General features: G+C 71.5%; 20 protein-coding genes. 12 read left to right on the plus strand and 8 right to left on the minus strand.

The genetic code is table 11. The features are described 5' to 3' along the window. The first annotated feature begins 3 nt into the window (after positions 1–3). The 3 genes from JOF36_RS17700 to JOF36_RS17710 are packed head-to-tail and all read left to right on the plus strand — an operon-like array spanning position 4 to position 1,713. Positions 4–510, plus strand: coding sequence for a bifunctional nuclease family protein (locus JOF36_RS17700; RefSeq protein ID WP_210028065.1), 507 nt, complete (start codon positions 4–6; stop codon positions 508–510). After that, on the plus strand, positions 507–1,394 hold the full coding sequence (locus JOF36_RS17705; RefSeq protein WP_210028066.1) for an MBL fold metallo-hydrolase: 888 nt from the start codon (positions 507–509) through the stop codon (positions 1,392–1,394). Before JOF36_RS17700 ends, JOF36_RS17705 begins: the two co-directional genes overlap by 4 nt. A 16-nt stretch (positions 1,395–1,410) precedes the next feature. Next, positions 1,411–1,713, plus strand: coding sequence for a PASTA domain-containing protein (locus JOF36_RS17710; RefSeq protein WP_210028067.1), 303 nt, complete (start codon positions 1,411–1,413; stop codon positions 1,711–1,713). Between the two features lie 52 nt (positions 1,714–1,765). Here the strand turns inward: JOF36_RS17710 and JOF36_RS17715 are convergent, their stop codons facing one another. Next, a complete protein-coding gene (locus tag JOF36_RS17715) occupies positions 1,766–2,506 on the minus strand; it encodes a GAF and ANTAR domain-containing protein (protein WP_210028068.1) in 741 nt (246 codons plus the stop codon). Positions 2,507–2,635: 129 nt separating this feature from the next. Here JOF36_RS17715 and JOF36_RS17720 point away from each other — a divergent pair, with 129 nt between their 5' ends. The 4 genes from JOF36_RS17720 to JOF36_RS17735 all read left to right on the plus strand — a co-directional run bounded on the left by JOF36_RS17720 (position 2,636) and on the right by JOF36_RS17735 (position 5,427). Further along, positions 2,636–2,944: a DUF6457 domain-containing protein gene (locus tag JOF36_RS17720; RefSeq protein WP_210028069.1), complete on the plus strand. Its 309-nt coding sequence runs from the start codon at positions 2,636–2,638 to the stop codon at positions 2,942–2,944. Between the two features lie 95 nt (positions 2,945–3,039). Further along, positions 3,040–3,615, plus strand: coding sequence for a hemerythrin domain-containing protein (locus JOF36_RS17725; RefSeq protein ID WP_210028070.1), 576 nt, complete (start codon positions 3,040–3,042; stop codon positions 3,613–3,615). Positions 3,616–3,652: 37 nt separating this feature from the next. Continuing rightward, the gene (locus JOF36_RS17730; RefSeq protein ID WP_210028071.1) at positions 3,653–4,663 is read left to right on the plus strand and encodes a phosphotransferase; all 1,011 of its coding nucleotides are present in this window, start codon (positions 3,653–3,655) and stop codon (positions 4,661–4,663) included. A 17-nt stretch (positions 4,664–4,680) separates the two neighbouring features. After that, a complete protein-coding gene (locus tag JOF36_RS17735; RefSeq protein ID WP_210028073.1) occupies positions 4,681–5,427 on the plus strand; it encodes an HAD family hydrolase in 747 nt (248 codons plus the stop codon). Here JOF36_RS17735 and JOF36_RS17740 read toward each other — a convergent pair. The 5 genes from JOF36_RS17740 to JOF36_RS17760 all read right to left on the minus strand — a co-directional run bounded on the left by JOF36_RS17740 (position 5,422) and on the right by JOF36_RS17760 (position 11,177). Further along, positions 5,422–6,552 (minus strand): MFS transporter, encoded by a 1,131-nt coding sequence (locus JOF36_RS17740; protein WP_210028075.1) that lies wholly within the window; start codon positions 6,550–6,552, stop codon positions 5,422–5,424. The genes JOF36_RS17735 and JOF36_RS17740 overlap by 6 nt on opposite strands. A gap of 49 nt (positions 6,553–6,601) precedes the next feature. Next, the gene (locus tag JOF36_RS17745; protein WP_210028077.1) at positions 6,602–7,063 is read right to left on the minus strand and encodes a DUF2267 domain-containing protein; all 462 of its coding nucleotides are present in this window, start codon (positions 7,061–7,063) and stop codon (positions 6,602–6,604) included. Positions 7,064–7,275: 212 nt separating this feature from the next. Next, complete coding sequence (locus tag JOF36_RS17750) at positions 7,276–7,815, minus strand: NEW3 domain-containing protein (protein WP_210028079.1); 540 nt, start codon at positions 7,813–7,815, stop codon at positions 7,276–7,278. A gap of 189 nt (positions 7,816–8,004) precedes the next feature. Further along, positions 8,005–9,864 (minus strand): BCCT family transporter, encoded by a 1,860-nt coding sequence (locus JOF36_RS17755; RefSeq protein WP_210028081.1) that lies wholly within the window; start codon positions 9,862–9,864, stop codon positions 8,005–8,007. 167 nt (positions 9,865–10,031) lie between these two features. Then, complete coding sequence (locus JOF36_RS17760; RefSeq protein WP_307862439.1) at positions 10,032–11,177, minus strand: glycosyltransferase family 2 protein; 1,146 nt, start codon at positions 11,175–11,177, stop codon at positions 10,032–10,034. 185 nt (positions 11,178–11,362) lie between these two features. Between JOF36_RS17760 and JOF36_RS17765 the strand changes: the two genes are divergently transcribed. The 3 genes from JOF36_RS17765 to JOF36_RS17775 all read left to right on the plus strand — a co-directional run bounded on the left by JOF36_RS17765 (position 11,363) and on the right by JOF36_RS17775 (position 13,829). Then, positions 11,363–12,514 carry an NAD-dependent epimerase/dehydratase family protein gene (locus tag JOF36_RS17765; RefSeq protein WP_210028085.1) on the plus strand — a complete coding sequence of 384 codons (1,152 nt, stop codon included), beginning with the start codon at positions 11,363–11,365 and terminating at the stop codon, positions 12,512–12,514. A gap of 61 nt (positions 12,515–12,575) precedes the next feature. After that, a complete protein-coding gene (locus tag JOF36_RS17770; protein WP_210028087.1) occupies positions 12,576–12,752 on the plus strand; it encodes a CsbD family protein in 177 nt (58 codons plus the stop codon). Positions 12,753–12,797: 45 nt separating this feature from the next. Further along, a complete protein-coding gene (locus JOF36_RS17775) occupies positions 12,798–13,829 on the plus strand; it encodes an NsdA family TPR-like regulatory protein (RefSeq protein ID WP_210028089.1) in 1,032 nt (343 codons plus the stop codon). A gap of 9 nt (positions 13,830–13,838) precedes the next feature. On the opposite strand, the gene JOF36_RS40235 is transcribed toward JOF36_RS17775, so the two are convergent. Next, entirely contained in the window at positions 13,839–15,092 is a 1,254-nt protein-coding gene (locus JOF36_RS40235) for an FAD-dependent oxidoreductase (protein WP_210028091.1), read from the minus strand. Beyond that, positions 15,089–15,376, minus strand: a complete 288-nt coding sequence (locus JOF36_RS40240; RefSeq protein ID WP_210028093.1) for an FAD-dependent oxidoreductase — start codon at positions 15,374–15,376, stop codon at positions 15,089–15,091. Before JOF36_RS40240 ends, JOF36_RS40235 begins: the two co-directional genes overlap by 4 nt. Before the next feature lie 146 nt (positions 15,377–15,522). On the opposite strand from JOF36_RS40240, the gene JOF36_RS17790 reads away from it, so the two are divergent. Both JOF36_RS17790 and JOF36_RS17795 read left to right on the plus strand, forming a co-directional pair. Next, positions 15,523–15,924: a hypothetical protein gene (locus JOF36_RS17790; protein ID WP_210028095.1), complete on the plus strand. Its 402-nt coding sequence runs from the start codon at positions 15,523–15,525 to the stop codon at positions 15,922–15,924. Between the two features lie 197 nt (positions 15,925–16,121). Beyond that, the gene (locus JOF36_RS17795) at positions 16,122–16,562 is read left to right on the plus strand and encodes a SulP family inorganic anion transporter (protein ID WP_210028097.1); all 441 of its coding nucleotides are present in this window, start codon (positions 16,122–16,124) and stop codon (positions 16,560–16,562) included. Positions 16,563–16,858: the final 296 nt, after the last annotated feature.

Below are 16,858 nucleotides of genomic sequence, written 5' to 3' on the forward strand. Positions count from 1 at the left end.
GTCATGGTCGAGGTACGGGTACGGGCGGTCGGAATCGATTCTGAGACCGACCGGCCTGTGGTCCTGCTGCAGGAGACCGAGGAACGCGAACGGATGCTCGTGGTCGCGATCGGGGAGCCGGAGGCGGTCGCGCTGGCCTCGGTGCTCGAGGGCACCCGGCCCCGCGGGCGCCCGGGCACGCACCAGCTGATCGGCGACATCCTCGCCGCCTTCGGCAGGCAGCTGCGCAGCGTGCGGGTGCGCGGACTGAGCGAGCAGATCTTCCTCGCGGAGCTGCAGCTGGACGACGGGACCGTCGTCGACGCGCGCACCAGCGACGCCGTCGTGCTCGCCCTGCAGGCGGACGTCCGCATCGACGTCGCCGACACCGTCATCGACCGTGCGGGCGTCGCCCCCCGCACGATCACCATGGACCAGGCCGGGCCCGGGCCCGGACCGCCCGAGGTGGAGGAGTTCCGGCGCTTCCTGGACGACGCCGTACCGGACGACTTCGGAGAGGACCCGCCGTGACCACACCCCGCCCGTCCGAGACGTCGCTGACCTTCATCGGGACCGCCACCACGCTGCTGCGGCTCGGCCGGTTCCGGCTGCTCACCGACCCGAACTTCCTGCACCGCGGCCGGCGGGCCGCACTCGGATGGGGCCTGTCGTCGCGCCGGCGGACCGACCCGGCCCTGAGCATCGGCGAGCTGCCCGCCCTCGACGCGATCCTGCTGTCGCACCTGCACGGCGGCCACTTCGACCGCGTCGCCCGGGCCGGTCTCGACCACGGGTTGCCGGTGGTCACGACCCCGCACGCCCGGGACCGGCTGCGTCGCTGGGGCTTCGAGGCCGCGACCGGGCTCGATACGTGGCAGAGCTGGGAGATGGGGGATGGTGCCGAGCGGATCCGGGTCACCGCGGTGCCTGCCCGGCACGGGCCGCGGCTGCTGCACCGGATGCTGCCCACCGTGCAGGGCAGCATCGTGGACCTGCAGCGGGACGGGCGGCGGGTACTGCGCCTCTACATCACCGGCGACACGGTGACGGCGCCGGAGCTGACCGAGATCCGCGACCGGGTCGACGGCATCGACGTGATGGTCGCCCATCTCGGCGGCACCCGGATCGGTGGTGTGCTGCTGACCCTGGATGCCCGGCAGGGGGCCGACCTGGTCGGGCTGGTCCGGCCGGGCCGGGTGGTCCCGGTGCACTACGACGACTACGACGTGTTCCGCTCGCCGCTGACCCACTTCCTCGACGAGATGCGCGCCCGTGGCGACGGTGACCGGGTCCGGGTGGTGCAGCGGGGGGAGACGCTCGCGCTGCCGCCGTCCACCGGACGCGCCGCCACGTTGCCGGGGCCCGGCAACGAGAACCACGTCGGCGACGTCGCCGGGTTTCGGCTCCCTCCGTGACGGTGACCCCCCGACCATGACGACGACAGAGCAGAACCGCAGGGAAGCGGTCGTCACCGTCCCGGACCTCGCCGGGCTCGACCTCCCGCGGGCCCACGACACGGCGCTGGACGGCGGCCTCCTCGCGGTGGAGCACGAGACGTCCGACGACGCGCCGCAGCGCCGGGTGGTCCGGCAGGACCCCGCGAGCGGCATCGTGGCCCGCTACGGGAGCACCGTGACGGTGTGGGCCGCGCCCCCGCCGCCGGACTCCGGGGGCGGCGGCGGATCCGGTGTGGCACCGGTCGGCCCGGGCCCGGTGCTGAGTGGTCAGGGCTGAGGGGGCGGGCAGGGCTGAAGAGGCCGGCAGGGCTGAGGAGCCCGGACCGCGGTCATGCCTGCGGGCCGTGCGAGGACGCGCCGGGTGACTCCGCAGGAACCCCACTGGACTCGACGACGACCTCGGCGACGTCGCGGAGCTTGCGGTTGAGCCGCTGGGAGATGTCGACCAGGTAGGCGAACGCCCGGTCCTCGGTGAGGTGCTCGTCGCGCATCACGATGCCGACCGCGATCCCGATCCGGCGGCTGTTCTGCAGCGCGATCTCCAGGTTCTCGCCGTGCTCGCGTTCGCGGGCGGACGCCATGGCGATCGCGCCGTGGGCGGCCACGATCGTGCCGACGGCACGGGAGTGCGCGTCGAACCCGTGCGGCCGGTCGGTGTAGAGGTTCAGCGCCCCGGTGGTGTGCTCGGAGGTGAACAACCGGAATGCGAGCATGCCGACGATCGGGGACTCGGCGGCGACCCGGCGGGCGAACCGGGGCCAGCGGTCGTCGTGGGCGAGATCGTCGACCTGGTACACGGCATGGTCGGTGATCGCGCTGAGGCAGGGGCCCTCGCCGAGCTCGTTCTGGATCGCGTGGATCCGCTCGGTGATCTCGTCGGTGGACCCGACCGTGGAGATCGAACCGTTGCGGTGGGCGAGCGAGATGCCGGCGTAGCCACAGCCCGGCACCAGCTCGACCGCGCGCCGGGTGATCATCCGACGGGTCTCCTCGGGGGCACGGGCGGCCTCCAGCTCGCGGGCCACGGTGGCGAAGAGGTCCGCGAGCTTTTCCGCATCGGGTACCGACATCGGACTGACGCTAACGAGCGCCGTGCCGGGTGTCGACCTGGGCGACGGAGGGTCCGGCCCGGTGCGCGCGGTCGTGAAACCGTGCCGATCGACAGGGGTAGGACACCGCGTCGCGGGAACGCGTGGGGTATGGCTACCCACGAGCAGATCGAGGTCTGGTTGAGCGCCGTCGAGCGCGAGCTGGGCCTGCACGGGACGGTCGAGAGCAACCAGGGGCTCGACGCCGTCGCACAGCTCACCGATCTCGTGGCCGACCGGGTCGGCCACGAGATGGCCGGTCGTACGGCGTTCCTGATCGGTGCCGCGGCCGGGCGGGCGCAGGAACCACCGGTGGCCGCGCAGGACTTCACCGAGAAGATCGGGGCACTCGCCCGGAGCTGGAACGCCGATGCGGAGCGCGCCGAACCGCCGAACGACCCCGCGAACCGCGCCGGGTAGGCAGGGACGACGAGCCCTCGCCGAGGTACTGCCGTTTGTGCCCGTCCGGGCCGGGTAGGCCGACGGACCCGAACTGATCGTGAAGGAGTGGAACCGTGGCACAGGCACCGACCGGAACCGCGGGCGACGTGGTCGACGAGCTGACCCGAGACCACAAGGAGGCGCTGGAGACCCTGGCCCAGGTCTCCCGCAAGAGCACGACCCTGCTGGAACGCCGCACGTTGATCGACACGGTGATCGGGGAGGTGGTGCGGCACTCGGTGGCCGAGGAGATGTACGTCTACCCGGTCATGCGCGACCGGTTCGACGACGGCGCCGAGATGGTCGACCACGATGCCGACGAGCACGCGCAGCTCGAGCGGGTGATGCTGGAGCTCGAGAAGACCGATCCCGGTGAGGGCCGGTTCGACGAGCTCGTCGGGGAGATGACCGAGGCACTGCGCCATCACGCCGAGGATGAGGAGAACGAACAGTTCCCCCGGCTGCGCGCGCACGTCGATCCCGACACGCTGCAGAAGATGCGGGAACAGGTGGACCGGGCCAAGCAGATCGCGCCGACCCGCCCGCACCCGGATGCGCCGAACTCGGAGGTGTTCCACAAGCTGGCAGGCCCCGGGGTGGGCATGATCGACCGGATGCGCGACCGGCTCTCCGGCCGCCTCGGCAGCTGATTCGCAACGGCGCCCGGGACGCCGCGGTCGCGCTCCGATGACCATCGGCCGGTATGTGGGGGAGCTGCAGCAGTGGGACCCCTTGCAGGAGATGCTGTGCGGGATCGCGGCCGGGCGCCTGGAGGCGCGTGAGCGGGCCGGCTTCTCGGTGTTCCGGCTGGCGGGGACCAATGAGATCTACGCCTACGAGGGTCTCGAGTCGGCCACCCGGATCGTGTGCAAGTTCTTCGGTACGCGCTTCGGCGGCGATGTCACGACCGCTGCCCGGGCCGCCTGCCGGGAGCAGGAAGCGCTGCGAGCCCTGCGCGAGGTCGGGTTGCGCGGCTCGCCGCACCACGTCGTCCGCCCGTACGGGTTCGCCCCGGACATCAACTGCGTGCTGGCCCTGGAGTACTACGAGGGCGAGCGGCTGAGCGAGGCCATCGACCGGGCCCTCTGGCACGGCGACGAGCCGCTGCTGTTCCGGCGGTTGGAGGCGCTGGCCTACTTCCTGGCCACCCAGCACCACCGGACGACGACCGAGCTGCCGGTGGAGTTCGACGTCGACTGTGCCTACCTGGACGTGCTGCTGGAGATGTTGCGCGGTGCCGGCCGGGTGGGCCAGTGGGACATCGACGAGCTGTGCTGGCTACGCGAGCTCTGGCGGGCGCGGCCGCGGATGTGGCAGGACCGGCAGGTCTGGCTGCACGGCGACGCGACACCGGCGAACTTCCTGTTCGGCGACCACCTCGACGTCGCGGCCATCGACCTCGAACGATGCCGGCGCGGTGACCGGCTCTTCGACGTCGGGCGGATCGCAGGCGAGCTGCAGCATTCCTTTCTGCAGGCCACCCACGATCCCGACCGGGCTGAGCCCTTCATCGGGTACTTCCTGCGGGCGTACTGCGGTCACTTCCCGGAACCCGAGGCGATGTTCGCGGCGCTCACCGCGCGCTCGCCCTACTACAGGGCGTGCACCCTGCTGCGGGTCGCCCGCAACACCTACATCGACGCCGACCACGCAGGCACGTTGATCGAACACGCCAAGCGGCAGCTGCGCACGCCGTGACCGGGAGGGAGGAGCGGTTGCGCGTTCAGGCCGTGCTGTTCGACGTCAACCACACCCTGGTGGACATCCACACCGACGAGCACCGGGACCGGGTCTACCGGGTCATCGGCCATGTCCTGGCCTACTCCGGTATCCACCTGCGCTGCGGGCAGCTGCGCGACATCTACTTCGCGACCCTGCACCGGCAGCGCGACCAGAACCCGGAGGAGCACCCGGAGTTCGACGCCGTCGCCCTCTGGCGCACGATCGTCGAACGACACGCCACCGCGTACACCCGCTCGCTCCCTGCCGACCGGATCGAGCAGCTGCCGCGGTTCCTCACCGAGCTGCACCGCGGCCTGTCCCGCCGTCGGCTGCACCGGTACCCGCACGTGCGACAGGTCCTCGACGAGCTCCGCAACCACTACCGGCTCGGTGTGGTCACCGACGGCCAGAGCGCCTACGCCCGCCCCGAGCTCGACGAGCTCGGGTTGCTCGGCCATTTCGACCCGATCGTCGTCTCCGGTGAGCTCGGCTTCCGCAAACCGGACAGCCGCATGTTCGACATCGCACTGCGCACCCTGGAGATCGCCCCCGAGCAGGCCGTCTACGTCGGCAACGACGCCTTCCGCGATGTCCACGGCGCTCGGCAGGCCGGGTTGCACACCGTGCTGTACGCCGCTGACGGCCGGCCCGACGCCGCCGGGTGCGCGTGTTCCTGCACCCCCGATCACGTCGTCACCGACCACCGGCAGCTCCCGCGCCTTCTCGCGTCCGGGTCATGAGGTCTCGGTCTCCACGCGTTGCCGCTCCCGGTAGCCGTAGGTGGCCTGACGGATGGTGGTGTCGTCCTCGAGGCCGGACCCGACCGCCCCGGCGACCATCCCCATCACGGTCGCCATCAGGGCGGTGTCGAGGTAGTCGCCGAACCCGCTCGGATGTCCCAGGTTCGTGGCGAGGTAGTCCGGGGTGATGACCAGCAGGCACGCCACCAGGACGCCGGCGAACAGGACGGTGAAGAACACCAGGGCGCCGAGTGTGACGGTGAGCAGTGTGCTGAGGTTGCGCAGGATGGTGGGCACGTCGTCGCGGCGGGTCGACGTGATCGGTGTCTGCCACAGGCCGTGGCTGGTGATGAGCCACAGGACGTAGATGGCGATCGCGCCGACGCACACGAGGACGATCCGCCATTCGGACAGGGAGTCGGCGAGCATCCAGATGCTGGAGTAGAGCACCCCGAACGCGGAGCCGGCCAGGGAGCCTCCCAGCGCGGCCGAGAGGCCCCATGCGAGTCGCCAGGGCCGGTTGGCGCGGGTCATGCCGAGCAGCAACCGTGCCAATCCGAGCCGGTAGCCGAGGACGATCTTGCTCCCGATGTCGGTCTCGCTCGGGTTGACCACGTGCAGGGCGCGGGCCCGGCGCAGGCGCCGGTCGCCACGCAACTCCGAGCGCGTGCCGTCCACCGCCAGGACGCCGGCGGCCAGGTGTTCGACCAGGATCGCGACGAGCCGGCGCGTGCGGCGCACCACGTCGACGCCGCCGATGGCAGGCAGCGAGACCACCGCGGTGCTGTCGTCGCCCCCGATCTCGGCCAGCACCACGCCGTGGGCATCGCGCAGCGGCGCATCGGTCAGGCAGACAGCCAGATTCCAGTCGCTGGTATGGACCCGTTCGCGGGCCCGGTCGAGCAGCCGTTCGTAACCGGAATGCATCTCGAACGCGTCGCGGGCGACCTCGATCCGCCACCGCACCGGCACATGCGCCAGCTGTTCGGGCAGCTTGGCTCCCAAGCTGCCCTCCAACCGGTCGGCGACCGCGGTCGGGAGGTCGGGATCGGCCAGCACACCGACCACGACCTCGCGGCTCTGGGACCCGGGCTCGAGCTCGGTGGGCTCGGCGATCTCTGTCATGTCCAGCAGCTACCCGCAGTGCGCCGGCGCATACGTGGCCTCGATCTCGTCAGCCGCCGGCCGTCGAGACCGGCGGTGACTCGGTCGACCGTTCCCACGCCAGACAGTTCCACAGTTCCGCGCCGTGGCCGTCAGGAAGAAGTTCTGCGGTGATCTCGAGAACCGCCACTGCCAGATCGCGAGCTCTCATCCGCGAGACCGACAGTGCATCGGCGACGTGCTGGAGAAAATCGTCGTCGGCAGGAACCGCTCCACGTCGCCGCGCGACCGAACTCGTCCGTATCGTCGCGCCGAGTGGTGCGGGAACCCGGCATCGCAGACTCTCCTTCAGGCCGTCCGACGCTCGCCGGTAGGCGGCCTGCAACACGACGACCACAGCAACCTCGGCTTCCGCGTGGTTGATGACATCCCCGCGTGCGCGAACGGTCGACAGGTATCTGAATGTGTCCACTGGCTCCACCGGCCTTCTCGACTCGCACGGATTCGCGTCGTCGGCCTCGAGTCGCGGCATGGTGAACAGTGGTGGCTGTCAGGTCGAAACCGAGGCTGGAGCCGACGCAGTGTGCGTACCCGGCCGGAGAGGGCTCACACCGGGCGGGGATGTCGTTCTGCCGCGGTCGCTCCCGCTTTTGCGACGCTGCCCGGAGCCATTCGCGTAGGCACGCGCGAGCGCCCGACCCGGTCGTGGGGTCGGGCGCTCCTGTCCGCACCGACTGTGTGGGGTCAGGCGGCGTCGGTGTAGACCAGCTTCCCGGAGATCGGACCCGGCTGGGCGGCGTCGGTGGCGGTGATCTTCACCGAGATCACCTGCTGCGCACCCGGCGCGATCGGCGCGGTCGACACGCCCTGGAACTGGCCGGCGGACCAGCCCTGCGGGAACGCGGTGATCCCGGACTGCGGGGACACCTTGATCGCGCTGGAGCCGGTGTTCTTCACCGTGACCTTCACCGTGCAGTCCCCGCCGGGGATCGGCTGGCCGCTGGCGTTCTCGCCGTTCTCGGGGATGGTGAGCTTCGGGTTGAACGTCAGCGTCGCGAAGTCGTCGCTGATCCCGATGTCGTCGCAGTTCAGCTGCGATCCGTTGGTCGAAGTGACCGCGACCTGGACCTCGTTGGAGGTGCCCGACCCGGGCCCGCCCTGCTCGACCGACGCCTGACCGGTGATGCTGGTCTGGAGCAGGAACGCGGCGAGCGCGACTCCGGCTCCGAAGGTGAGCAGGAAGCCGACAACTCCGCCGACGATCTTCTTTGCCTTGCTGGACACGAGAGGTGCACTCCGTTCGGGGGGTGGGTGTGCTTTCCGTAGCTCTCGACGTCCTGAGGTGTCCTCGGTTGCCTGGTTCTTCGGGTTTGCGCAGGTCGGACTCATTCGAATACGCAAAATTGACTACACATCGTGTTCGCAGCTGTACCCGATTTCGCCCGGGCATGGTCGAGGCTTCACGCCAGGAATTCAGTCTTCTCCGGAGCGGGTTCTGCGGCGGCGGACGCGGGACAGGGTGCTGACCGGAGAACGCGTGGCCCCGCGGTTCCAGATGCCGGTCGTGCGCGTTAGGGCGTAGTCGATCCGGTCGTCGACCTGCTCGCCGAAGTGCTCGTCGAAGTCGGCCTCCAATTCGCCGGCCAGTTCGCGCCGGCGGACCCGTTGCTCGGTTGCCAATAGCTGCCGGTGCTCCTGGTGCAGGGCCCGGTACGTGGCGATACACATCAGGATGAGCACGACGCTGAACGGCAGCGCCGTGGTGATCGCCCCGGCCTGCAGGGCTTCCAGCCCGCCGGCGAGCAGCAGTCCGATCGCGACGAGCCCGAGCAACGCGACCCAGAGCACCCGGCTCCAGATGGGCGGGTCCGGATGCCCACCGGAGGCGAGCATGTCGATCACCAGCGCACCGGAGTCGGCGGAGGTGACGAAGAAGATGGCCACGATCACGATGGCGAGCACGGACAGGATGCTGCCGAGTGGGAGCCCGGCCAGGACGTCGAACAAGGCTTCCTCGGCGACCACGTCCTGACCTTCGGACCACAGATCCCCGGCGCCGAGGAGCTGCCGGTGGATCGCGGCGCCACCCATGACCGCGAACCAGAGGAACCCGACGACGGTGGGCACCAGCAGCACTCCGGCGATGAACTCGCGAATGGTGCGGCCGCGGGAGATGCGGGCGATGAACACCCCGACGAACGGCGCCCAGGAGATCCACCAGCCCCAGTAGAAGATCGTCCACGTGCCTTGCCAGACCTGGCCCGCTTCACCGGTGTAGGCGGCCGCATCGAAGGTCATGTCGAGCACGTTGCTCAGATAGACACCCAGCGACTGGACGAAGTCGCGGATCAGGAACAACGTCGGTCCGAGCACCAACACGGCGATCAGCAGCACCCCGGCCAGCGACAGGTTGATGTTCGACAGCCACCGGATGCCCCGCGCGACCCCGGTGACCACGGAGACGACGGCCAGCAGGGCGATGATCACGATGAGCACCACCAGGACCAGGTCGCCGGGCTCAGTCAGCACTCCCATGGCGGCCAGGCCGGTGGCGATCTGCTGGACGCCCAGACCCAGCGAGGTGGCCAAACCGAACACGGTGCCGATGATCGCCAGCACGTCGATCAGGTCCCCGGCCCAGCCCTTGACCTTGTCTCCCAGCAGCGGCTCGAGCGCCCACCGGATGGACACCGGCCGGCCCCGCCGGTGGATCGCATACGCCACGGCCAGCCCGATCACCGCGTACACCGCCCAGGCGTGCAGGCCCCAGTGCATGAACGTCTGGGCCATGCCCAGCTGGGCCAACTCGGCCCCCGAGGCATCGGTACCGGGTTTGGGGTCAGAGGTGGCGAACGTCAGTGGCTCGGCCACGCCGTAGAAGACCAGCCCGATGCCCATTCCGGCGGCGAACAGCATCGAGAACCACGACAGGAGGCCGAACTCGGGCGGCTCGTCCTCGTGTCCGAGCGTGATGTTGCCGAACCGGCTCACGCCCATCCAGATCGCGAACACGATGAAGCCGGCGATCGCGAGGGTGTAGAACCACGCCGCACCTCGGACGACCCCGCTCTGGACCGAGTTGAGCACCTCGCCGGCGCCGGCCGGAAAGACGATCGCGATGATCGAGACACCGGCCACGACGGTGAGCGCGGGCCAGAACACCGCCGGCGCGAGCCCGCCCCGGCCGATCCGCATGCCGTGACGGCGCAGCTGGTCCTCGACGGTCCCGGCCGACGCGTCCTGCTCGATACGACCCGGATCCTCGCGATCCGGATCCACCGGGTCCTGGCCGCCCTCCGACGCCCCGTCATGTCGATACGACGACTCCGCCATCTCGCCTCACCTCCGGCCGGTGACCACCGCACAGCCCCGCACACGACCCGGCCATCCCTATCGGGGCAAAACAGCCATACCGGTCCGGCCGACTCCCCTGAGAAGCATGGTTCAAACACCCGTAGAGATCGGCTGCCCGATGCGCCGTCGACCCGTGACAGGCCAGGTCACTGGTCGCGGCCCTTCCATCCCGCCGTGCCGCGCAGCACCACTCGCGCGCCGTCGAGCAGGACCGCGCCGAACAGCGCCCAGATCATCGGGGCGAGCGGTGCGAGCGCGGTCCGGGTGCGCATCAGCCGGGCGGCGCGGTGGTGCGCCGCCGCCGCCCCACCCCAGCCGAGCAACCCGGCTGCGACCAGCGCGGTCGCCCGGCCGCGTCCGGATCGGCCCGGTGCCGGCGTGGACCGCCGGTACCGCAGCCCGCACACCACGCCCACCGGCCCCGCCAGCGACATCGCCGTGTGCGTCAGCCCGCCGCCGATCAGCACGGGCACCGACCGTTCGGTCGCGGCCACCAGCGTCTTGCGGAACGAGGCCCAGCCGGCACCGAACGGGTCCAGCCCGCTGGTCGTGACCAGGCCGTGTGCGTCGACCAGCCTGGTGCGGCCGCCGGCGTCGCGCACTCGGGTGGCCAGCAGCACGTCCTCGGTGCGGCGGTCCCGCAGCGCCACCCAGCCGCCGACCGCTGCGAACCGCTCGCGGCGTACCAGCAGGCACTGCCCGATCGCGAACGCCCGCCGAGCCCTGCCCTGCGGATCGGCGTGCTCACCGATGAAGACGATCCCGGTCGGCATCAGCAGCGACCACGCCGGCGCCGAGCCGTCGGCCGGTGAAGTGCCGGCGGCGGAGACCAGGTCCGCGCCGTGCTGCACGGCTGTGGCCCGCAGGCGTCCCAGCAGGTCGGGGGCGAGCAGCGTGTCGGCGTCGACGAACAACAGCCACTCCGGCGGCGCGATCCCGCAGCGGCCCCGCGCGTCGCGGTCGGCATCCAGCCCGGTCTGCATCGCCGCGACCTTCCCGGACCAGCCGGGCGGCGGGCCCCCGCCGCGCACGACCATCACCCGTGGGTCGTCGTCCGCGTGGCGCGCCACGATCTCGCCGGTGCCGTCCGACGAGGCGTCGTCGACCACCACGATCCGCACGTCCGGCCCGGTCTGCGCGCGCAGCGCGTCGACGCAGGCACTGATCCGTGGCGCCTCGTCCCGGGCCGGGACGACGATCGTCACCGAGCCCTCCGCATCGCCCGCCGCCTCGGCGAGGGGTGTGATCCGACGCAGCCGTTCGACCGTGCGGGCGCCGCGCCACGCCGTCACCAGCGACCCCGCGACCAGGAGGAGATGTCCACAAGCACGCCGCACAGGCGTGATCGTCGCGCACCGCGGTAGGCGGCCGACGGGCAGCCGCGGGACTCGTCCGGGTGACGGTGGCGGGCTCGGACCGCCCGGAGACCGGTAGAAATTCCGACAAGGCGGACAACGTGACGACGCGAGGGGTGTCGATGAAGGTTTTGGTCCTCGGCGGTGACGGCTATCTGGGATGGCCGACGGCGCTGCACCTGTCCGACCGCGGCCACGAGGTGGCGGTCCTCGACAACGGCGCCCGCCGCGGCTACGACGACGAGCTCGGCGTCACGAGCCTGGTCCCGATCCGTAGGTTGGACGAGCGCGTCACGGCCTGGGAGGAGGTGTCCGGCACCCGGCTGGGCGTCTACCACGGTGACCTGCTCGACGCGGAGTACGTGCGTGCCACCCTCGCCGAGTTCGGCCCCGACGCGGTCGTGCACTTCGCCGAGCAACGCTCCGCGCCGTACTCGATGCTGGACCGGGACCACGCGACCTACACCCAGCACAACAACGTCGTCGGCACCCTGAACCTGCTCTACGGGATCGCCGAGACCGACCCGGACATCCACCTGGTCAAGCTCGGGACGCTCGGCGAGTACGGCACCCCGAACATCGACATCGAGGAGGGATGGCTGACCGTCGAGCACAACGGGCGCAGCGACCGGGTGCTGTTCCCGAAGCGGCCGGGCAGCTTCTACCACCTGTCCAAGGTCCACGACAGCCACAACATCGAGTTCGCCTGCCGCGCCTGGGACCTGCGGGCCACCGACCTCAACCAGGGCGTGGTCTACGGCCACCACACCGCGCAGACCGGCTGTGACGAGTGCCTGGCCACCCGCTTCGACTACGACGCCGTGTTCGGCACCGTGCTCAACCGGTTCGTCGTCCAGGCCGTGCTCGGCGAACCGCTGACCGTCTACGGCTCCGGCGGCCAGACCCGCGGCGTGATCGACATCCGGGACACCGTCGAGTGCGTCCGGCTCGCCGTCGAGAACCCCGCGGCGCGCGGCGAGTTCCGGGTCTTCAACCAGCTGACCGAGTCGTTCTCGGTCGGCGAGCTGGCCGAGCTCGTCGTCGACACCTACCCGGGCACCATCGAGATCGCGTACCTGGACAACCCGCGGGTGGAAGCCGACCAGCACCACTACAACGTCGTCTCCACCGGGCTGCCGGCGCTCGGTCTGCAGCCGCACCGGCTCGCCGACACCCTGATCACCTCGCTGTTCGGCCTGGTCGAACGGCACTCCGGCCGGGTCGACCGCAGCGCCCTGCTCCCCACCGTGCAGTGGCGTCTACCCGGACGATGACCGAGATCATGCCCCGGCTCGGGCGAAGTTTGTCCGCGGGGCCTGCGGGAAGGCGGTGAACATGACCAACGAGAAGAAGCCGGACGGCAAGACCGACGAGGTCAAGGGCAAGGTCAAGGAGACGGTGGGCGAAGTCACCGGGGACGAAGAGCTCGAGGCGCAGGGTAAGGGCGACCAGACCAAGGGCGACGTCAAACAGGCGGGTGAGAAGCTCAAGGACGCGGTCAAGGACGACTGACCCCGTCGTGGCCGGCCGTAGCTTTCGATCGGGAAGGGCGGCCACGTGGTGCAGGCGAACGAGCAGCCCGAAGTGAAGGCGCTGCGTCACGTGCTCGACGCACCGACCGACGACACGCTCGGACTCGCCCCACCGGCAGGTCGTGCCGACGGGGACGCGCTACTCGACCTCATCGCGCGTGCCGAGGCGTCCGACGTCACGCCGAGCGTGCTCGACACCCTGGACGTGGTGACGGACGAGCTCGCCCGTGCTTATGCGACCACGCCGGCACAGTCCCTCCTCGACGAGGTGCAGACGCACGCCCGGCAGATCGGGGGGCTTCTCGCGGGCCGCGCGACGCTCGCGCAGCGGCGCCGGCTGCTCGTCGCCGGGGGATGGCTCGCCCTGCTGGCCGCGACGATCTACGTGGATCTCGGCGTGCGCCGGAACGCGGCCGTCGCGCGGACGGTGGCGGCGTCGCTGGAGCGGGAGACCGGGCACGGTGAGCTCGGCGCGTGGGCGGTCGAGATCGACACCTGGGCGGCGCTGGTCGACCAGGACTGGCAGCGTGCCGCCGGGCTTGCGGCGCTCGGTGAGAACGTCGCACCGGAGAACACGGGCGCCGCGGTGCAGCTGGCCGCACAGTCCGCCCGTGCGGCGGCCCGGCTCGGGGACGGCCCGGCGGTGCGGGCCGCGCTGGACCGTGCCGCTCACCGGATCGCGACCCAACCGTCGGATCGGCCGTCCGACCACCACTTCGCGTTCGACGCGCGGAAGCTCGACCACTACGTCGCGACGGCGCTGGCGTGGCTCGGGGATCCGGCCGGAGAGCGGCACGCCCGCGAGATCGTCGAGCAGTATCCGCCGACCGGGGCGCCCCGGCGGCTCGCCACCGCGCGGCTCGACCTGGGTCTGATCCTGGCCCGTGAGCGGCGCCCCGACGAGGCCGCCGAGCTCGGGATCCTCGCGGTCGACTCGGACCGGCTCGTGCCCTCGAACGCCTGGCGTGCGGTCGAGCTCGACGAGGCCCTGTCCGGGCACCGTGACGTCGGGGAGGTCGTCGAGCTGCACGAGAGGCTGTCCGACCTGCCCGCGTAGAGGACGTCGTCACCGTCGCGGACGCACGACGGCGGCGAGACCGGGAGGGTCGTTCAGCGGCTCGGTGGAGGGGCCCTCCAGCACGGTGCCGTCGGGCGCGAACCGGGAGGCGTGCAGGGGGCAGTCCCAGCTGAGCTCGGCGTCGTTCCACCGCACGATCCCGCCCAGGTGCGGGCACACCGCGCTGCGCTCGTACAGCATGCCGCCGACCCGGCAGCGCGCGGTCTTGCCGCGCCGGCCGGTCTCCACCCGGCCCTGGCCCTCGCCGAGCTCGTCGCGGGGCAGGTCGGGGCGCGCCCAGCCGGTCGCCAGGTGGCGGGCGACCTGGCCGTTCGCCATGGCCAGCGTCGGAAGCGCCCGCGGCCGGGGGAACCGGTCGGCGCGCATCCGCGACGCCCACGGTGTCGACCGGCCCAGCACGTGGTCGCACAGGGCGATCGCGGCGGCGGTGCCACCGGTCATGCCCCACTTGGCGAAACCGAACCCGACGAGGACCTGCGGCGAGAGCGGACCGATCGGCCCCAGGAACGGCAGCCCGTCCTCGGTCCGGTAGTCCTGTGCCGACCACCGGTGGGTGATCGTCTCGACCGGCCAGTACCGCGCCACCCACCCGGCCAGCTCACGCTCGTGTTCGATCATCGGAGCGGACGTCCCCACGCGGTGCCCATTGCCGCCCACCAGGAGCAGGCGTTCGTCGCCGTGGACCGCGTCGCGGAACGAGCGGGTCGGGGAGTCGGCTCCGAGGTACATGCCCGCCGGGATGCCGGAACCGCACCGCACGGCGAGGGAGTAGGACCGCGACGGCTCCATCCGGGTCGAGTGCAGGCCTCGTTCCAGCGCCGGTAGCCCGGTCGCGACGACGACCCAGCGTGCTCGCACCCGCGCGTGCGGAGTCAGCACCTCGTGCGGCGCCCGCCACGACACCGACCGCATCCGCGTGTTCTCGTGCACCGAGCTGCCGTCGCCGTCGACCTCGGCGGCGAGGTCGCGCAGGTAGGGGACGGGGTCGAACTGGGCCTGGTCGGGCAGCGTGACGGCCTCGGACACCTCGAAGGGCAGACCGAGATCGGTGCCCGCCTCCACCGGCACCCCCGCCGCGGCGAGCAGTGCACGCTCGCGGCGCACCGTCCGCGCCGCCGACCCGTCCCGCGGCCCGGCGCTGTAGGTGATCGCCGGCCGGCGCTCCAGGTCGCAATCGACGCCCGCGGCCCGGTCGAGCAGCCAGCTCATGCCGTCCCGGTGGGCGGCGACGTGGTCGGTCACGGCATCGCGCCCGCCGTGCCCGCGATGTCCGACGCCCGGGTGCCCTGCAACAGGGAGATCTTCGCCGTGGTGCGGCCCGAAGTGGCGGCGGCGATGTGGCGGGCCTCCAGCACGGCGACCGTGCAGCCGGCGCGCTTGAGCATCACGGCTGCGGACAGTCCGGTGATCCCGGCTCCGACGACGGCCACGTCGACCTCGTGGTCCTGCTCCAGCGAGGGGTAGGTGGTGTCGGCGCCGTCGTCGAGCCAGAGGGACGAGGACCGAGGCGGCAGGAGTGGTGTCATGTCGGCGCTTTCCCGGCCACCTGCCGAGGAAACGCGGCTCCGGCCCTCACCCGACCGTGTGGCTCCCGCACCTGCGGCGCGTCGACGTCGTCCGGCGGGGTATCGACTGGTTGCGGGCGATACCGCTGAGCGACGAGGAGGCCGTCATGTCACGCGTTCGCAGGCCGGAGGCTCCCGTCCCGGTTCCGGGGGGTGCGTGCTGGCGCCGGCTCGCGCTGACCGTGCTCGGTGTCGGAGGTCTGATCGGGCTGCTCGGTCTGGCGCTGGTCGTGGTCGTGTACTTCCTCCCGGCGCCGTTCCTGGTCGTCCCGGTGGCCGCCGCGCTGGGCGCCGTCGCGTACGTCACCCACCGCGGTCGCCGGGCCGAGGGCGGTGCGGCGACGTCCCGGTCGTCCCTGCGCCCGGCGCCGGCCCCACGGATCGTGGAAACGCCCATCCCGCGCCGGTCGCCACCCGCCTGGCCGACCGGACGACACCGACGGCTCACCCCGCCTCTGGGCCCCGGCCGTCATCGCCAGGGCCTGCTCACCGCGACGTGGGCGAGCTGAGCGACCGCCGCACCGGTCACCGCCGGGGCGCCGACGTAAGGGTCTACAGTGGACCGGCGAGCCCCGGCACAGGGCGGGTACGGACCGCCCTCGGATTGAGTCACCGCTCGGGCGGGTAGATCTCGACCGGCGGGTTGAACAACAGCTCGGGTCTTCGGTTCGAGGCGCAGTGCGCCGTGTTCGACCCAGGAGTAGAGATGATGTTCTCAGGCTTCACGGCGCTCGGCGCCGGCCCCACGTCCCCCGGCTCGACCGGGCGACTCGCGATCGACACCCCGGTTCCGGGAGTTCGGGTGATCCGTCTGTCCGGTGAGCTGGGCTCTGCGAGCGGAGCGCGGCTGCTGCGACTGCTGGACGCGCAGCTGCACATGACACGAGCCGGACACCGCGGGTTCGACGCCATCGTCGCTGATGTGGCCGACGTGCAGGCGGTGATGCGGGGCGGGCCGCAGGCACTGGCCCACGCGCACTATGCCTGCGCGCGCCAGGGCATCGAGTTCGTGCTCGCCGGCCACTGCCACGCGCTGTTGCTCGCGCCGGTCGGGGTGCGACGGCGCCTGAACGCGGTGCGCATGTTCCCGGACGTCGACACGGCTGTCGCGATGCTCGCGCCCGCCGGGCGCGCGGTCGAGGCCTGAGATCGGCCCCGTGCGCCTCGCCGGGTGGGCGGCCGCAGCGGCTGACTGACCAACCGCTGCGGCCTTGGCCCACGCCGTGCCCGGGACACGGAGCGGGCCCGCTCTTCGGACACACGCCGGTCGCCGGACGGCGGTGCCGCAGTGGCGGCTATGGTGTCAGGGTCACGGTGACCTTCGCCGGGCGGACCTGCGGTTCGTGCGGTCTGGGGCCTGTGACTGCGTCCGACCGAGTGGCGTTCAGCCTGCAGACCCTCTGCAGGCTGCTTCGACGTTCGGGGGGCGCGCGATGGATGGTG

It is taken from the genome of Pseudonocardia parietis, from assembly GCF_017876315.1.
In the GTDB taxonomy this organism is placed as follows: Bacteria; Actinomycetota; Actinomycetes; order Mycobacteriales; family Pseudonocardiaceae; genus Pseudonocardia; species Pseudonocardia parietis.